The organism is Streptomyces sp. NRRL S-646 (genome assembly GCF_000720765.1).
Taxonomy (GTDB): domain Bacteria; phylum Actinomycetota; class Actinomycetes; order Streptomycetales; family Streptomycetaceae; genus Streptomyces.
Window position 1 is genome coordinate 164,967 of sequence record NZ_JODC01000013.1, and the last position, 15,922, is coordinate 180,888.

Consider the following 15,922-nt stretch of genomic DNA (forward strand, 5'->3'; position numbering starts at 1 on the left):
ATGACCACCGCACTGCAGTCCCCGCTTCCCTCCCACCCCGTCCTGCGGATGCGTCTCGCATCCGGCAGCGGCATGCCCCGACCCATCGACGGAGCGTGGTGGCCCCGTTCGTACGACCTGCTCTCCGAACTCCCCCGGCTGCTTGCCGGGTTGCCGCGCGCATGGGGTCACATCACCAGCGTCACCGTCAACGGGGCGACGTGGCCCGCGGTGCCCGGCCGGATGCTCGTTTTCAACCAGGTCGTACGCCTGCGCAGGAGCGTGGCGGCATCCGCCCCGCACACGATCGTCCTGCTCGCCCCCGGCCGGGGGCGCTGGGACCTGCTGGTCGTGCCTCCGGATGCGACCGAGGAGGCAGCGGAACCGCTCATGGCGGCCGCGGCAGGTGGTCATGTGTGATCCGGCCCACCACGGACTGCCCGGCGAATCATCAGGCACCGACGGCCAGAGCGGCGACGACGACCGTCACACACCCACCACCACTCGGCCGGGCCGGCCGCTGGTGGCCTCGTACGAGGAGGAGGTCTCGCCGGCCTGTTCCGCCGTCATGAGGGCGGTCGCGGTCATCGGCGGGCCGGTGTTCGCGCTCGCGGCGGCCATCAGCCGGGCGGCCGAGGGAGCGCTGGTCTCCGGGGGTATCACCAAGAGGTCCCAGCGGCCTGCCGTATAGGACAGCAGCAGGATCTTGTGCGGATCCTGCTCCGACGTGAACCAACCGGCCTTCACCACATGGCCGTTGACGAAGATCTTGCGCGGGAGGATCGGCCAGTGGCGGGGGTTGACGGCGATATGGGTGATCCGTCCCCACAGCGGATCCAGCACGTCCGCCAGAGCGGAGAGTTCCTGTGTCAGGTCACGTGACCGAGGCCACCAGGCACCGTCCAACTCGACGTGCCCTGGTGAAGGACTCACGGCTTTCAGGGCGAGTCGCGCGGTCGGGGCCCTGAAGGGAACGGCCCGCAGCGAGGGATGAGAGGTGGTCGCGGACATCGCGCGAACCTGTCTCCGGACCTGCGCGAGGGCAGCCGTCCGGTGTCGTTGCTCACCGGGAACGAAACCGGCATCGGAGCCGGTGTGCGAAGTGCTCCCGATGAATTCACGCTACTCCCCGAAGAGGCCGAACGGACCGCTCCTGGACGTCGGCTCACTTCCGTCGGCGGTCGCCCTCCGAGGAGCGGCTGGTCTCACCGCCGCCGATTACCGTGCTCGCGGCCGTGGAAGAGGTCACCGAGTTCCCCGTCACCATCGGCGAACCGTCCGGCGACGAACTCGATGACACCCAGTGCTTCCACCAGCAAGAACGCGCCGAAGCCGGCGAAGTGTCCGGCGGAACCCGGCGCGATCCCGGTGATCAGGCCAACCGCGGCCATGCCCATCGCGCGCTCCTTGCTCGCCGTGGCTCCGGCAAGCGATTACTCGAGCCGCCGCTCTTGTTGTCCCTCGTCCTCGTCGAACAGATGCACATCGCCGACGGCGATATTGACCTCGACAACTTCCAGACCGGTCATCCGCTCGATGGCAGCGATCACGTTCTCTCTGACGTCGCCCGCGACCTCGATGATGGAGACGCCGTACTCGACGACGATCTCCAGGTCGACCGCGGTCTGCACATCGCCGACCTCGACCTTCACTCCGCTGGTGACGGACTTCCCGCCCGCACCGGGCATCCGTTCACGCATGGCCCCCATGCCACGGGCGAACCCACCGCCCATCGAATGGACGCCCGGCACATCCCGGGCCGCCATGCCGGCGATCTTCGCCACCACACCGTCGGCGATAGTCGTACGGCCACGCGACCCCGGATCGCTTCCGTGCGGCACCCCCGCACTCTTCCCGCCGCGCTCGCCCAATGACCCCGCGCGAGGAGTCTCGGGCCGGTTCGGCAGTCCGGTATCCGTCATTTTCGGTCACCACTTTCCGACGCAACAGGCGGCCTGTCGTGCCCCTTCCTTTCACGCTAACGGCGAGTGCCCGACCTCGCTCAGGCATGCGGCTTGTGAGCGATGTCGGGCATCGCGCCAGAAGGCGGTGGGGTACCCCGCACAGAAGGGCAGGTCGGGTGGCCGGTCGGACCGCCCTACCGGACAGCAGGACGTCAGCCTCCCGGTATCAGCGGCGGGCCGGCCGCTGTCCGCCGTCCACGTAGACGGTGCGTCTCCCCGCCCTTCAGGCAACGGTGTTCCAGTCGTGGCACTCGCGGAGGTCGGCCGGGTGGATCACACCATCTCTTCGTGTCAGTCACTGCCCCACCCGTCGGGGTGGATGTCCGGTAGTGGTGTCCGCTGATGCTCCGCTGGTGCCGTTAGGGTGCGCGACATGGCCCGTACTCGGCTGTACCGCGACGGCTCCCTGGTCGAGGAGGACTTCCCGGTCCGCGACATCTCCCGGCATCTGGCGGATCCGTCTTCGATCGTGTGGTTGGACCTGTACCGCCCGAACCGCGCCGAGTTCACAGCGGTCGGCGAGGAACTCGGTCTCCATGAGCTGGCTCTCGAGGACGCGCTGCACGAGGGACAACGGGCGAAACTCGACAGCTACCGCACCCATCACTTCCTCAGTGTCTACGCGGTCGCCGTCGCCGCGGACGGCGCAGGACTGACGATGAGCGAGCTCGCGGTCATCCTCACGCCGCAGGCGCTGATCACCGTCCGTAAGGACCCCGCGTTCGACCTCGACGAGCTGGTTGCCCGCTGGGACCGTACGCCGGCTCTGGCAGCACACGGGGTCGCCTTTCTGCTCCACGGCCTGCTCGACTACGTCGTCGACGGGCACTTCGCCGCGGTACGGCAACTCGACGAACGTATCGAGGAACTTGACGATCTGCTCTTCGCCGAAGGCGGCCGGCAGATCCAGACCGTACAGCGCCAGTCCTACGCCCTGCGGAAATCACTGGTTCGGCTCCGTCGCGTGGTCCTGCCCATGCGGGAGGTCGTCAACGCCCTCATGCGCCCCGACCTCGACATCGTCGACGGCCCCCTGCTGCCGTACTACCGCGATGTGTACGACCACGTGCTGCGTGCCGGCGAGTGGACGGAGTCGCTGCGCGACCTGGTGGCCTCGGTGATGGAGACCAACTTGTCGGTGCAGGCGAACCGGATGAACCTGATCATGAAGAAGGTGACGAGCTGGGCCGCCATCATCGCCGTGCCCACGGCGATCACTGGCTTCTACGGACAGAACCTTCCCTACCCCGGCTTCGGACAACAGTCGGGTTTCATCGTTTCCAGCGCCGTCATCGTCGTTGTCTCTCTGACGCTGTACTCCGCTTTCAGGCACTGGGACTGGCTCTGACCGCACACGCTGCTGTGTGCTCGCCGGCAGACGGGTCCTGACCGGCCGCCGATCGATCCCCGGGCGAGCATGCGTCAGGCGTCCAGGCGGCGCCCCGCGAGCCAGGTGACGATCTCGGGGTCGTGGTGGTCGAAGAACAGGGAGCTGCCGGTGTCGAGGCCGGCGATCCGGGCCATCTGCTCGTCGGTGAGCCGGAAGTCGAAGACGTCGATGTTCTCGGCCATGCGCTCGGCGCGTACGGACTTGGGGATGGCGATGACACCGCGCTGGGTGAGCCAGCGCAGGACGACCTGGGCGACCGACTTGCCGTACTCCTTGCCGATGCCGGCGAGCAGCGGGTTGGTGAACAGGTCGTTCTTGCCTTCGGCGAAGCCGCCCCAGGACTGGATCTGCACGCCGTGTTCGCGCATCAGTGCCTGGTAGTCGGCGCGCTGGAAGAAAGGGTGGGTCTCGATCTGGTTGACGGCCGGGGTGATCTCGTTGTTGACGATGAGGTCGACCAGCCGGTCGGGGTAGAAGTTGGCGACACCGATCGCCTTGGCCGTGCCCTCGCGGTTGAGGGCTTCCATGGCGTGCCACTGGCCGTAGACGTCGCCGAAGGGCTGGTGGATCAGATACAGGTCGAGGTGGTCCAGGCCCAGCTTGTTCAGGGATGTCTCGAACGCGCGGCGGGTGTTGTCCTGGGCGGGGGCGTCCTGCACCCAGAGCTTGGTGGTGACGAACAGGTCCTCGCGGGGGATGCCGCTGGACTTGATCGCGCGGCCCACGGCTTCCTCGTTGCCGTAGGCGGCGGCGGTGTCCAGCAGCCGGTAGCCGGCGGCGAGGGCGTCGGAGACGGCGCGCTCGGTGTCCTCGGTGGGGATCTGGTAGATGCCGAAGCCGAGGAGCGGCATCTCGACGCCGTTGTTGAGGGTGACGGTCTGCATGAGTGGGTGTCCTTCGTTGTGCGGGTGGGAGCAGGTGGTCAGGGGCGGATGAGGGCCTTGAGGACCTGGCGGTCGGCCATGGCCCGGTAGGCGTCCGGTGCCCGGTCGAGGGTGAATTCCTGGTCGAAGACGCGGCCGGGGGTGATGGTGCCGTCCAGGACGTCGGGCAGCAGCTGCTCGATGTAGGCGCGGGCGGGGCCGGCGCCGCCGGTCAGGGTGATGTTGCGCATGAACTCGGCCTGGCCGATCGGTCCCTGCTCGTACTGCGGGACGCCCAGTCGGCTGATGGTGCCGCCGTCCAGGACCGCGCCGAGCGCGGTGTCCAGGGCCGGGCGGGTGCCGACGGCCTCGATGACCTTGTCCACGCCCCCGGTCAGTTCGCGGATGCGGGCGACGCCCTCTTCACCGCGCTCGGCGACGACTTCGGTGGCGCCGAACCTGCGGCCCAGGTCGGTGCGGGCCGAGTGGCGTCCTGCGAGCACGATCCGCTCGGCCCCGAGTCGATGCGCGGCGATGACCGCGCACAGGCCGACCGCGCCGTCCCCGACCACGAGCACCGTGTCACCGCGGCCGACGCAGGCGGTGACGGCGCCGTGGTGGCCGGTGGTCATCACGTCGGAGAGTGCCAGCAGGGAGGGCAGCAGCGCGGAGTCGGCGGCCACCGGCAGCTTCACCAGGGTGCCGTCCGCGTACGGGACGCGGACGGCTTCGCCCTGTCCACCGTCGACGCCGTCGAAGCCGTACCGGCCGCCGTTGCGGCACGAGATGTGGAGGCCCTTGGCGCAGTAGTCGCAGGTGTTGTCGCTGTAGGTGAAGGGGGCGACGACCAGGTCGCCGGAGTTCAGGGCGGTCACGTCCGCGCCGGTCTCCTCCACGACGCCGAGGAACTCGTGGCCCATGGGGCGGCCGGTATCGGTGGCGGGCATGGCTGCATAGGGCCACAGGTCGCTGCCGCACACGCAGGAGGTGACCACGCGGACGACCGCGTCGGTCGGCTGGACGATCTTCGGGTCGGGCCGGTCCTCGACGCGGACGTCGCGGGCACCGTACATGACTGCTGCACGCATGAGGGAGGTTGCTCCAAACAGGGGGTGGGCCGGGGCCGCAGCGGGGCGCGGGTCAGCGTTCGAGCATCCGGGCCTGGGCCTCGGTGTGGGTGGCGCCGGCGGCGGGCGGCAGGCTGGAGAGCCGGTCGAGCTGCTCGGCAGTGAGGGTGACGGCGTCGGCGGCGATGTTCTCCTCGACCCGGCTGACGCGCTTGGTGCCGGGGATCGGGGCGATGTCGTCTCCCTGGGCGAGCAGCCAGGCCAGCGCCACTTGCCCGGGCGTGGCACCGGCCTCGTCGGCCAGGGCCTTGACCTCGTCGGCGAGCGCCAGGTTGTGCTGGAAGTTCTCGCCGGTGAAGCGCGGGTTGTCGCGCCGGAAGTCGTTCTCGTCGAACTCGTCGGTGGAGCGCACCGTGCCGGTCAGGAAGCCGCGGCCCAGCGGGGAGAACGGCACCAGCCCGATGTTCAGCTCCCGCAGCACGGGCAGGATCCTCTCCTCGATCCCGCGAGTGAACAGGGAGTACTCGGACTGGACCGCGGTGACCGGCTGCACCGCGTGGGCGCGGCGGATCGTGTCCGGGCCGGCCTCCGAGAGCCCGAAGGCACGCACCTTGCCCTCGGCGATCAGCTCCTTGACGGCGCCGGCGGTCTCCTCGATCCGCGTGTTCGCGTCGACGCGGTGCTGGTAGTAGAGGTCGATATGGTCGGTGCCGAGCCTCTTCAGGGAGCCCTCGACCGCGGTGCGGATGTTCGCCGGGCTGGAGTCCAGGTTCCAGGCGCCCTCGCCGCCGTGCGAGACCAGGCCGAACTTCGTGGCCAGGACCACTTGGCCCCGGCGCCCCTTCAGAGCCCGTCCGAGCAGTTCCTCGTTCGTGTACGGCCCGTAGATCTCGGCCGTGTCGATGAGCGTGACGCCCAGTTCCAGCGCCCGGTGCACGGTCCTGATCGACTCCGCGTCGTCGGTGCCGGAGCCCGTGTAGCCGTGGGACATACCCATCGCACCCAGACCGATCCGGGAAACCTCCAGGTCACGCAGCTTGATGTACCGCATCTCGCCCTCTTTCGATCCATGGCGTACCCGGCACCCCCACTCCCGCCCGGCCCGGTGGGTCGCGCCCGTGGTGACTGGGTAGGGGCCGGGGTACCGGCGTGTTGCTCATTCACCTTCGCCCGGATTGCGGAGATGTGGCAGGGCGGGCTCTTCGGGGGTAATGACAGGGCCCCCCTCACGCCTGCACTGCGGGCACCAACCGGACAAGACTGGAGCCATGGCATCCCAGAGCGCGCACTGCGAGGGCGCCGAGCTGGGGCGCTACCTGCGTGGCCGTCGGACCCAGACCAGCCCTGAGCACGTCGGCCTGACCGTCGGCGCCGGCGTACGCCGCACTCCCGGCCTGCGCCGCGAGGAGCTGGCCACCCTTGCCGGCATCAGCATCGACTACTACGTCCGTCTGGAGCGCGGCAAGGAGACCCGTCCCAGTCCGGCCGTGCTCGACTCCCTCGCCCGCGCGCTGAACATGGACGACCAGGAGCACCAGCACCTGCGCGAGCTCGCGGCCCGCGCCGCCCGCTACGTGTCCGAACCCCCGCCCGCGCCCAGTCGCACCGTGCGCCCGCATCTGAAGCTGCTGCTCGAGTCGCTGCGTCCGAACCCGGCCTACGTCATCAGCCGCAGCATGGACATGCTCGCCTGGAATCCCGGTGGCCTCGCCCTGTACGCGGGCCTGGACGACTGGCCCGTCAAGCACCGCAATCTCGCCCGCTACCTCTTCCTGCACCCCGCAGCCCGCGATCTCTTCCCCGACTGGGACCGGCAGATCACCGCCTGCGTCGCCCGCCTGCGCGCCGTTGCCGGCACTGCCCCGGACGCCCCCGACCTCACCAACCTCGTCGGCGAACTCCTCCTCAAGAGCCCCGACTTCGCCGGCCTGTGGGAACGATACGAGGTCACCGGACGCAAGCCCGCACAGAAGATCTTCCAGCACCCGCAGGTCGGCACACTCACCCTCACATCCCAGTCCCTGCACGTGGAAGGCACCCCCGGCCAGCGCATCGGCGTCTACACCGCCGAACCCGGCACCCCCGACCACGACGCTCTGCTCCTACTCGACATGACCGCACCACGGCCCGCCGAACGTCCGGCATCCGCCCCCCGGGCCACCGATCAGCAGTCGTAAGCAGCAGGCACCCCCGGCAGCCCCGGCCTTGTCACCCCCCATCCGGTGAAGGCCGTCGACAAGGCTCGTCGCGCGGGTTGAGCGAGCGGTCCTCGGGGGCGTTCCCCCGCTGAGGCCGTGGGCCGAATCTCATAGCGCGCTCTCAGATGCCAAAGAAGTGGCCCGCCCTCCGCGTACGGAAGGCGGGCCTCGCGGGATCGTCCTGACCTCGTCGGGCAAGGTTTGCGTGAGGTCGCCCACCCCCACGACCCCGGCAGATGTACCAGGTGCGGGTGCACACGCGCACCTCCCCTGTGGCACGGGGATCCCAGGCCATGCAGCTATGGGACTTGATTACCGGGTGAACTCTCTGCAAACAGCGTGTTGTTCTGGGCTGTTATCGCCTTCGTCACCCCACCTGACCTGAAGTCTGATCAACCGTAGGCGAGCTTCGCCGTGCGCAATGCCGTCTTTCCGCGCCAATCCGGCACCCAGGTAAGCCAAGACGTCAAGCACGAGCAATAGAGCCATGACGCTCACCGTATGGAGAGCGACCGTCTTGTAGGGAGCGCTTGCGATCCACTCGATGCCGGTGCCCCCTGGATGATCTAGCTCGTCAGGGCGCGACAGGGCAGCAAGTCATTCACCTGTCTTCAGTGTGTATCCCGGGCAGAATCAACATCGTTTGGCCCCCCCCGTTCGGCCCTCTGACCAGCGTCGGGGTGGCGGGATTTGAACCCACGACCTCTTCGTCCCGAATAATGTGCGGAAAGATCGCTGACCAGGAGCGCGTGGCTCCTGTGCAGGTCAGGGCGTTGGTACGAGTTGGTTCCGGTGGGTGGCGATCCGTACGGCTTCCTTGATCCACTCCCCGCGCACTCCCCAGGACTGACCCGTCAGGACGACCCTTGGTAGTTGTCCAGGACAGCTACCAGTGGGGGAAGAAGAGCGCTGGAACATCGACCGGAGCATCTCCCCGCTGTCCCGCTACCGTTGCTCATTCCCCGGGAGTGTAGGTCCCAGGTCCGTAGCCAGACCCCGCAAGGATCTGACAGATCCTCAGGTTGGTTAGGCACGTATTTGCACAATCACTATAAGGGCCGGCAAACTCGCAGTCCTGCATGCACTGGTGAAACCAGGCCATACAGTCGTCAAAAGTATAGGGTTCTACGTCGTGTTGCGCAGGAGCGGATGGCCGCCTTGCGCGAGCAGAACTTCCTCGCCAGACTGACTGTGCAACGGGTTCTCTTTGCGAGGCTCTTCCCGCACGTTCGCTCAACTGGCGGAAGATTCCCGCGACTGTATCGTTTACGAACTCAACTTCCGCCACAAGCAGTTTTTCGCCGCAACAGTTGTATACGTCACCAGTTGGGGTTACGAACTCAACGTCTGCCTTTTCGACAACAATTGAGTGTGCGCATGCGCATCCGCCTCCCGCAACTACCGGAGTGATTATCACGCGGTCGGCCGCGGCGGGCTTGATGATGGCGTGGAGGGGGAGTGCGCTTTGTCGGCTGAGCAGGTCATCGACGTTGATCTTTTTCTTGGCCATTATTTCTCCTTGTTGCCTGATGTGGATATTGCGCCCGGTTAGCTGCCCGCCCGGGTTCGATGCTGGTCGCCCTTGCTCGTACTTGTTGGTGTCAGCTACTGGTGTCAGCCAGCGCAGGCCTCTTGACAGCGCTAGCCAGGTGGCCAAGCACTGTTGCCGGTCGACCGGACGCCTTGTTTACGAAGTAGGTCGATGGTGATATGAACTCTCGCGGAGGCGCGGCTGTTGCGTTAGCTGCCGAAAGGAAGAGCGGCACTGCAGCGAGAAAGGCTGCGTAATGACTTCGCATGGGAGCGCCTGACCGAATGCGTACTGCTAAAAAACTTGAGGCGCCTCACTGGGGCATGGAAATCTGACCTACGTCCCTGAGATGCCGTCCTGCCCGCTACGGGTGGACTCTTGCATACGGGAGAGTCCATTCAGAGTCCCACAAACGCGATATGGATGCATCTCGAGACGACATTACGGCGGCATTAAGAACGCCCTCAGACGGTCCCGCAGCGGTGGATGACTGCGCTGGTGTAGGCGTGGGCGGTGGACTCGCTGATCCCGAACCCGCCGACGATCTCCCCTAGAGTGGTGTGTTCGCGCAGGTACACCAGTGCCACCACCGCGCGCTCAGACGGTCACGCTGCTCGGGGGCCTGGACACAAGATGCGACAAGGGCGCAACACTGTTTAACTGGAACTAGCCCTCTTCTGCGAGATCAGAATTCAGTTCCGCTGCGAGAAAAGCTAGCGCAGAGGACGGTTCGCTGCTCTTTGCGACCTCGCCACCGAGGCTCTCGCCTGCTGTCAATCTCAGTGAAATGCTTGGCGATATCTTCATCTTCAGAGAGGTGTTGGCGAACATGGGAACCCAGACCCTGACTGTAATTACTAATCGCAACGGGACGGTAATCGGTGCAACGGTGACCGGCCAGACTGAAGACGGTTTCACCGTGAGTATCACCCCGCTGGAAGGGCAAAGGATTCACGAAGTTGAGGTTCCGGAGTCCCTTGACGCGTCTTCACATGATGAGATGCTCAGGGGAGTGCTCGGATGGCGAATAAGCGGGGATGGCAGCCTTACCCCAGGAGAGGGATGAAGTTATGGCGTTCAATGGAGTTGGGAGATACTCCCTAAGTGCACCGAACGATACGGGCATCAACATAGACTTTGCGGGTACCGATCACGGATCGCAGTGGATCATGGCGGACCCTGTGGGGATCGGTGCATTCAAGGTGGACCACCAAACGAAGGAAAGGTACCTTGAAGGGGGGCAGCTCAAGGTTATCTACCGCGTAAATGTCCAATGCGTTCGGGATGACGGGATAGGTGGCATATTCACCCTTCAGGGTGGCGGCAACGTGTGACCCTGAGCGTTCAACGCGGTCCTTCGAAACGGTCTGCCGAGGAGTCGGCAGACCGTTTCGTGTATCCGCCCCGCGATCTTTGCAAGGTTGACCACAGCTTGATCGTGACAGGTGGCCGCCCAGGCTGCCAAGGGCGAAGGCCACCCACCACCGCGGCCCGGGACGCAGGGCGACATCCCAGCCGGCATACGTGGCCGGAGCAGGCGTGCGGGCCTGTGGATAACCGGCCCGCGCCAGGATGCCGCAGCGCCCCGGGGCTCATAGGCTGATTGTAGGGTCTCGCCGCGTCCGACATGTCAATCTTTTGCGACCTGGGCTTTCTTGGTCGTCTCACGGCCGTGTCACCATGATCAGTCTCAAGTCCGTGGCATTTCCTCGTCCGACACCGGGCAGGTCAGCGATCGTCCAGCCCACCACCGCTGTTGGCCCCTTCCAGGGCGCTCAGGGGCGCACGCGAATGACGGTCTTGCCCTTGCGCCGCTCGGTCGGGTTGAGCGCAGGGACGGCGTCGTCGAGGGCCGCGACGGTTCCGATGTGCGTGCGAAGGCGCCCGTCCCGCACCCGGTCAACGATCTCCACCAGCTGACTCGGAACGGACTCGACGACGAAGTCGACCGCCAAGCCGTCGACAGGGCGAGCCTCAACAGGCCCGACCACCGACACCAGCGTCCCGCCAGGCCGGATGATTCTCGCCGAGCGCCTTTGGATGTCAGCGCCGATGACATCGAAGACCACGTCGACCCCGCCGATGTCGTCGAGATCCTCGGTGGCGAGGTCGAGGAACTCGTTCGCGCCGAAGTCGAGCGCCGCCTGGCGGTCCGACGCCCGCCCGGTACCGATGACGTAGGCGCCGAACTCCCGGGCGAGCTGCGTAACCACGGACCCGACTGCGCCGGCGGCGCCGTGTGCGAGGACGCTCTGCCCCGCCTGAAGACGACCGTGCTGGAACAGACCTTGCCACGCGGTCAGGCCGGAGATCGGCAGGCTCGCACCCACCGTGAAGTCGACGTTCCCCGGCAGCGGCGCCAGGTTGCGTGCCTCCACGGCCGCGTACTCGGCCAGGGTTCCATCGCGGTGCCAGTCCGTGATCCCGAACACCCGCTGTCCCAGCGAGAGCCCCGTCGTGCCGTAGCCGAGGGAGGTGACCACTCCGGCGAACTCGTGGCCGATGATCGCCTGGGCTCGATCGCGACCGGCGCGATCGACCCACGTCGAGGGCCACTCCCACTCCGCGGGGACGAAGCCCGACGCATGGACTTCAACGACGACGTCGTTGATCGCCGGCGTCGGCTCAGGCCGCTCCGCGAGTGTGATCCCGGCTGCTTCCGCGGCCGGATCCGTCGCGACGATTGCCTTCACTGGTACCTCCGTATATCTCGTGCTCGCCGGCTCTGTGTGCCGCCCAAGCCATGGAGTGGGCTGATTAGCCCACAGAGGAACGGCAACAAGATCCGTCACCACAGACGGATGGACCACTGAAACGCGTCGAGTCCAACCGGAGCTCGACGAGCACCACACACCCAGGGCAGCAACACCCACCCACGCGCTAGTCTCACGGCTCTGTCGTATACGACATCGGTACGACACGGCTCGTGCGATTACGACATCAGCCGTAAGACCCAACAGCTGTTTGTAGGTTCGCGCCGTCCGCTGCACACGGCCGTGCTTTGACCTCCGCTGTGTCGTCGCAGCGCAGCCGTGGTGGCCGGGGCCAGTCTCAGAGATGAGTGCACTTCCTCGGAGCGAGGGGCACTCTCAGCGACTCGGCGGTTTGCCCTGCCGTGAAGTTAGACATCGGCGCCCAGGTCTTTACGCATGGCATCCCGAAGGGCCTGGTACGCCCGGTCGTAGCGATGTCGCCCGGTGACGTACTCGTTGCTGTCCCGGCTGAATCCGTCAGCGACCACGTCGCGCAGGTCGCGTAGCCGGCGGAATGAATCGTCAGACTTCTCGACCACGTAGCGCGGCGCGCAGATCGACAGCTCGTATCGCAGGCTTGTGCAGGCTTCGAATGGTTCCCACACTGCACGTCTGCGCTGCTGAGGGTCGGGCACTGGCTCACGAACGGTCACACGGCAAGCGTGTCGAGCCGATGCGAGAGCGGAGAGGTATGAGACGTAGAGAGAACGTCGGCTATCGGTGTGCTGGTCGCCTCGTTCGCGTCTCCACCGGCGATGATCGAGGATTCCGGCCGATGCTGTCGCAATTGCTCCGCCGACGACAGTGCTTGCCAGTGAGACCCATTCCATCGGCACCCCCAGGGCTGAGCTGTCAGCGCTCCAGCGTGCCCTTGCTGTCACGCGGCGTCGAGGTGTCCGTGTCCCTGCTGCCCTGACCTGCGGTGTCTCACCGCCGCTTCACAAGTGCAGTTGATATGAAGCGGGCCGTGAGATTGTGCAGCCGAACTTGAGATCCCACACTGATCGTGCTCGGGGTGTTCGCGGAGGTTGTGCCATGCCCCGAACCATCTGGTCAGGTGCGATCAGCTTCGGTCTGGTCACTTCTCTGAACCAACCATGGGCACGGCCTACATGTCGGCAGCCATGCCGGAGCCCAGGCCGCATAATCGCGCGCATGCGAACGACGCCGCAGAGTTTGAAGCCCGTGGTCCTAGGATGCGATCAGTGGTAGGCACTGACAGCTGTTAGGTACAAGGCGCAGGCGGTACCAAAGGTGCTGCCGCCGATCAGTAGAGCGCTCACGGGGTTGTTGCCTAAGCGCCAAGCGATGAAGGCGGCAGCGCAGCCGATGTGCAGAGCCACGGACAGCGCAAGCAGCAGCATCAGGACCTGGAGCGTAGACATCGCGGTCTCCCTGAACTAGTGGTCCCGTCCGTTGTGTGGACCAGGTGGAAGGGACACTGCCTGTCCGCAGGTGTGTCCTGCCGCTGCATGACACACAGTTGGACACGTGGGCTGCTGGGATGCTGGCAGCGGGCCTGCGGGCTTCTTGTCCTGTGATGTCCTAACCGGACACCGGCGCGTGCGGGGCGATAGATGAGCGAGACGCCGAACATATTCGAGGACTTGCGACGGATAGGTGTGCTAAAGCGCGAGCGGCTGGGCGGTCGGCCGTCGGACAATGCGCTGTCCAAGATTCCGCAATCACCAGGGTCACGGGACACGATCGGCGCGTGGCTGCGCGGGGAGCGCTTCCCTCAGCGGTTGGAGGCACTGTTGGCCGTGCTCCGGGAGATCCGCACGGAGGCAGTTCGCATCCTGGATACGCCGGCAGATGCCGAGTGTGGCGAGACGGTCGCCGAGTTGCTGGCCGAAGACCGCTGGCGCCGGACATGGATGGGCGAACAGAGGCGCCGCACGCAGGTAAACCAACAGAGCGCGGAACGACAACGCGCACGCCAGGCCCTCCTGGACGAAGAGCGACGGGCGCGGCAGGCAGCTCTGGCCGACCGTGCCCGCCCGATACGCTCCTGGACCCCGCAGCGGCTTGGAGTGCACCCCGCCATCTCTGGGCACCTAGTCATGCCGGATGTCGCCGACTTCGTGTTACCGCCGTACGTGAAGCGCCCTCATGACGACCGCTTGCGCGCACGACTCAAGAAAGCAGTGGCCGACAGCGCGTCGCTACTGGTGGTGGTGCGCGGGCAGTCTTGTACAGGCAAGACTCGTACCGCTGTGGAGGCCCTCACAGTATTGCCGAATGATTTCCAACTGCTCTTCCCCACAGACGCCGACAGTCTGCTGGCCATTCTGGCTGCGGACGCGCTGGGCCCGGGAACCGTGCTTTGGCTGAATGAGGCCCAGCACTACCTGGACGGCCCCGTTGGCGAGGCCGCCGCGGCCGGACTGCTTCGCCGCCTCGACGCGGACGGCCCGTTCATTGCACTCGCCACCCTATGGCCCGACCACGACAAGAAGTTCACCACTGCGTCCAGCTCCAGCAACAATGACCCCCACAAGCAAGCCCGGTCGCTGTTAGCCCAAGCCCACTACATCCATCTCCCGGACGCTTTCACTGAGCACTTGGACGCCGTCCGCCAGGTCGCCACCGACGACCCGTCGCTGACCGCCGCCCTTGAGGCTGGTGGCACCCGCATCACCCAGACCCTCGCAGCCGGCCCCGACCTCGTGGCCCACTATGAGCGTCCCGACGGCAAACACGGCATATATGGCAAGGCCCTGATCAGCGTGGCTATGGACGCACACCGTTTCGGTGTTACGGCGCCGCTTTCACTGGCATTTCTTCGCGATGCGGCACCTGGCTACCTCACTGACAGCGAGCGAGGCTCTGCTGACCCCGACACCTGGTTCGACGGCGCTCTCACTCACGCCCGAACCATCATCAAAAAGACTACGCAGCCGCTTCAGGACGTACCTCGCCCCTCAGGTATGGGTGCCTTGCCCGATGTGGTCGCTCTCGCTGACTACCTCCAGCAGCATGGCCGCCATACCCGGCAACGCTGCTGCCCTCCGAGCAGCTTCTGGGATGCCGCATCCCAGCACCTCACGAGCGAGATCGAGTTGAGTCGCCTAGGTAACGCTGCCCGCCGCCGGTACCGACTCCGCCATGCAGGGCATCTGTTTTGTGCTGCCATCAACGCTGGCGGCTCCCGTGTCGCTTGGGCGTGGCTTTCGGAAACGGCGGAGCTGGCCGGCTATTGGAGGGAGGCCGAACGGTTTGCTCGCCGCGGTAGTTACGCAGACTCTCTACGAAGACTGGTGTGGATGCGAGAAGAGAAGGGCGATTTGGAGGGCGCCGAACGGCTTCTCCGTTTGGCAAACGTCCATTTCGACCGCGGATGGCTCACGTCTCAACTAGCGCTGATGCGCGACAAGGCAGGTGATGCAGACGAAGCCGAACGCCTCGCCCTTGAGGCCGCGACCCTCAAGCCGCGTCCGGCGATGTACGGACTCGAGTGGCTGGCGAGCAGGCGGGATGAGGCAGGCAACCAAGAGGACGCCGAACGGCTTATCGCCCTAGCTGCCGACGCTGGAGAGCACTGGGCTGTGGTTCGGCTGGGGATAAAGCGGATAGATACTGGGGATTGGGAGGGAGCCCAACGCCTCATGCACCTGCTAGAAGGCTGGATGGAAAGGCATGCGCTGCAGGACAAGCGAGAGAAAGCTGAAGAGGCGATCAAAACACCAGTGCAGCTAGCCCTATGGGATCTGGCACGGGATCGTGAGAAAGCGGGCAACAGGGGTGAAGCTGAGCGACTGTATCGCACCGCCGCCAACGCCGGGGATTTAGATGCTGTGACCTGGTTGACGTGGGCGCGAGAGCAAACCGGAGATCGCTATGGCGCTGAACGGCTTGTCCAACAGACCGCCGGCGCGGATGGGTGGTCTTATCCGATGTGGGATCTTGCGCTGAGATGGGAGGAGGCTGGGCATCGAGAGAGGGCTGAAACGCTCGCCCGCCAGTCTCTGCAGTTACTCGCGGCGGCGGAGGCGTGGTGGCACCCAGAAGTGTCCGCCCGACGTACTTCTTTTCCGATATTCTGTTTTCAAGGTCTCTCAGGTGTTGAGCGGACAATTCCGCCCTCTTGGCGAGTTTGGCGGCACGAGCTGCAATTATGGCTGCCACAATGGAGGCTACAGCGGGAATTATTGCCACGATGAGTGATAATTTCCAA

The 15,922-nt window shown here is 65.8% G+C and carries 14 protein-coding genes and 1 pseudogene; 5 read left to right on the forward strand and 10 right to left on the reverse strand.

The window, feature by feature from the left end; translation table 11 throughout:
* Entirely contained in the window at window positions 1–399 is a 399-nt protein-coding gene (locus IH68_RS0133005) for a DUF5994 family protein (protein WP_030942325.1), read from the forward strand.
* Window positions 400–465: 66 nt separating this feature from the next.
* Here the strand turns inward: IH68_RS0133005 and IH68_RS53815 are convergent, their stop codons facing one another.
* The 3 genes from IH68_RS53815 to IH68_RS0133020 all read right to left on the reverse strand — a co-directional run bounded on the left by IH68_RS53815 (window position 466) and on the right by IH68_RS0133020 (window position 1,901).
* Window positions 466–990: a DUF5994 family protein gene (locus IH68_RS53815; protein WP_234341687.1), complete on the reverse strand. Its 525-nt coding sequence runs from the start codon at window positions 988–990 to the stop codon at window positions 466–468.
* 194 nt (window positions 991–1,184) lie between these two features.
* Window positions 1,185–1,376 carry a hypothetical protein gene (locus IH68_RS0133015; RefSeq protein WP_030942329.1) on the reverse strand — a complete coding sequence of 64 codons (192 nt, stop codon included), beginning with the start codon at window positions 1,374–1,376 and terminating at the stop codon, window positions 1,185–1,187.
* A 36-nt stretch (window positions 1,377–1,412) separates the two neighbouring features.
* Window positions 1,413–1,901, reverse strand: a complete 489-nt coding sequence (locus IH68_RS0133020; RefSeq protein WP_030942331.1) for an Asp23/Gls24 family envelope stress response protein — start codon at window positions 1,899–1,901, stop codon at window positions 1,413–1,415.
* A 415-nt stretch (window positions 1,902–2,316) separates the two neighbouring features.
* Between IH68_RS0133020 and IH68_RS0133025 the strand changes: the two genes are divergently transcribed.
* Window positions 2,317–3,291, forward strand: a complete 975-nt coding sequence (locus IH68_RS0133025; protein ID WP_030942333.1) for a magnesium transporter CorA family protein — start codon at window positions 2,317–2,319, stop codon at window positions 3,289–3,291.
* Between the two features lie 74 nt (window positions 3,292–3,365).
* Here IH68_RS0133025 and IH68_RS0133030 read toward each other — a convergent pair whose 3' ends face one another.
* From IH68_RS0133030 to IH68_RS0133040, 3 genes are read right to left on the reverse strand one after another with little or no spacing between them, the layout of a single operon-like run.
* Window positions 3,366–4,217 (reverse strand): aldo/keto reductase, encoded by an 852-nt coding sequence (locus IH68_RS0133030; protein ID WP_030942335.1) that lies wholly within the window; start codon window positions 4,215–4,217, stop codon window positions 3,366–3,368.
* A gap of 38 nt (window positions 4,218–4,255) precedes the next feature.
* Window positions 4,256–5,284 carry a zinc-binding dehydrogenase gene (locus IH68_RS0133035; RefSeq protein ID WP_030942337.1) on the reverse strand — a complete coding sequence of 343 codons (1,029 nt, stop codon included), beginning with the start codon at window positions 5,282–5,284 and terminating at the stop codon, window positions 4,256–4,258.
* A gap of 52 nt (window positions 5,285–5,336) precedes the next feature.
* Window positions 5,337–6,314, reverse strand: coding sequence for an aldo/keto reductase (locus IH68_RS0133040; protein WP_030942338.1), 978 nt, complete (start codon window positions 6,312–6,314; stop codon window positions 5,337–5,339).
* A 217-nt stretch (window positions 6,315–6,531) separates the two neighbouring features.
* On the opposite strand from IH68_RS0133040, the gene IH68_RS0133045 reads away from it, so the two are divergent.
* Window positions 6,532–7,440: a helix-turn-helix transcriptional regulator gene (locus tag IH68_RS0133045; RefSeq protein WP_030942340.1), complete on the forward strand. Its 909-nt coding sequence runs from the start codon at window positions 6,532–6,534 to the stop codon at window positions 7,438–7,440.
* Window positions 7,441–9,477: 2,037 nt separating this feature from the next.
* On the opposite strand, the pseudogene IH68_RS53820 reads toward IH68_RS0133045, so the two are convergent.
* A pseudogene (locus IH68_RS53820) lies at window positions 9,478–9,597 on the reverse strand (transposase family protein); the annotation flags it as partial.
* Between the two features lie 182 nt (window positions 9,598–9,779).
* Between IH68_RS53820 and IH68_RS56585 the strand changes: the two are divergent.
* Window positions 9,780–10,058 (forward strand): hypothetical protein, encoded by a 279-nt coding sequence (locus IH68_RS56585; RefSeq protein ID WP_159403756.1) that lies wholly within the window; start codon window positions 9,780–9,782, stop codon window positions 10,056–10,058.
* 709 nt (window positions 10,059–10,767) lie between these two features.
* Here the strand turns inward: IH68_RS56585 and IH68_RS0133055 are convergent.
* From IH68_RS0133055 to IH68_RS0133065, 3 genes are all read right to left on the reverse strand, one after another.
* Window positions 10,768–11,685 carry an NADP-dependent oxidoreductase gene (locus tag IH68_RS0133055; protein WP_030942342.1) on the reverse strand — a complete coding sequence of 306 codons (918 nt, stop codon included), beginning with the start codon at window positions 11,683–11,685 and terminating at the stop codon, window positions 10,768–10,770.
* A gap of 428 nt (window positions 11,686–12,113) precedes the next feature.
* A complete protein-coding gene (locus IH68_RS0133060) occupies window positions 12,114–12,398 on the reverse strand; it encodes a hypothetical protein (RefSeq protein ID WP_159403757.1) in 285 nt (94 codons plus the stop codon).
* Between the two features lie 549 nt (window positions 12,399–12,947).
* On the reverse strand, window positions 12,948–13,130 hold the full coding sequence (locus IH68_RS0133065; protein ID WP_030942347.1) for a hypothetical protein: 183 nt from the start codon (window positions 13,128–13,130) through the stop codon (window positions 12,948–12,950).
* Between the two features lie 192 nt (window positions 13,131–13,322).
* Here IH68_RS0133065 and IH68_RS56590 point away from each other — a divergent pair, with 192 nt between their 5' ends.
* Window positions 13,323–15,908 carry a tetratricopeptide repeat protein gene (locus IH68_RS56590; protein WP_159403758.1) on the forward strand — a complete coding sequence of 862 codons (2,586 nt, stop codon included), beginning with the start codon at window positions 13,323–13,325 and terminating at the stop codon, window positions 15,906–15,908.
* Window positions 15,909–15,922 lie beyond the last annotated feature (14 nt).

Excerpts from the sequence above, each read along its gene's own strand:
- IH68_RS56585 (WP_159403756.1), top strand. The coding sequence starts at position 9,780 with ATGCTTGGCGATATCTTCATCTTCAGAGAGGTGTTGGCGAACATGGGA.
- IH68_RS0133030 (WP_030942335.1), bottom strand. The coding sequence starts at position 4,217 with ATGCAGACCGTCACCCTCAACAACGGCGTCGAGATGCCGCTCCTCGGC.
- IH68_RS0133015 (WP_030942329.1), bottom strand. The coding sequence starts at position 1,376 with ATGGGCATGGCCGCGGTTGGCCTGATCACCGGGATCGCGCCGGGTTCC.
- IH68_RS0133035 (WP_030942337.1), bottom strand. The coding sequence starts at position 5,284 with ATGCGTGCAGCAGTCATGTACGGTGCCCGCGACGTCCGCGTCGAGGAC.
- IH68_RS0133040 (WP_030942338.1), bottom strand. The coding sequence starts at position 6,314 with ATGCGGTACATCAAGCTGCGTGACCTGGAGGTTTCCCGGATCGGTCTG.
- IH68_RS53815 (WP_234341687.1), bottom strand. The coding sequence starts at position 990 with ATGTCCGCGACCACCTCTCATCCCTCGCTGCGGGCCGTTCCCTTCAGG.
- IH68_RS0133020 (WP_030942331.1), bottom strand. The coding sequence starts at position 1,901 with ATGACGGATACCGGACTGCCGAACCGGCCCGAGACTCCTCGCGCGGGG.
- IH68_RS0133065 (WP_030942347.1), bottom strand. The coding sequence starts at position 13,130 with ATGTCTACGCTCCAGGTCCTGATGCTGCTGCTTGCGCTGTCCGTGGCT.
- IH68_RS0133025 (WP_030942333.1), top strand. The coding sequence starts at position 2,317 with ATGGCCCGTACTCGGCTGTACCGCGACGGCTCCCTGGTCGAGGAGGAC.
- IH68_RS0133045 (WP_030942340.1), top strand. The coding sequence starts at position 6,532 with ATGGCATCCCAGAGCGCGCACTGCGAGGGCGCCGAGCTGGGGCGCTAC.
- IH68_RS0133005 (WP_030942325.1), top strand. The coding sequence starts at position 1 with ATGACCACCGCACTGCAGTCCCCGCTTCCCTCCCACCCCGTCCTGCGG.
- IH68_RS56590 (WP_159403758.1), top strand. The coding sequence starts at position 13,323 with ATGAGCGAGACGCCGAACATATTCGAGGACTTGCGACGGATAGGTGTG.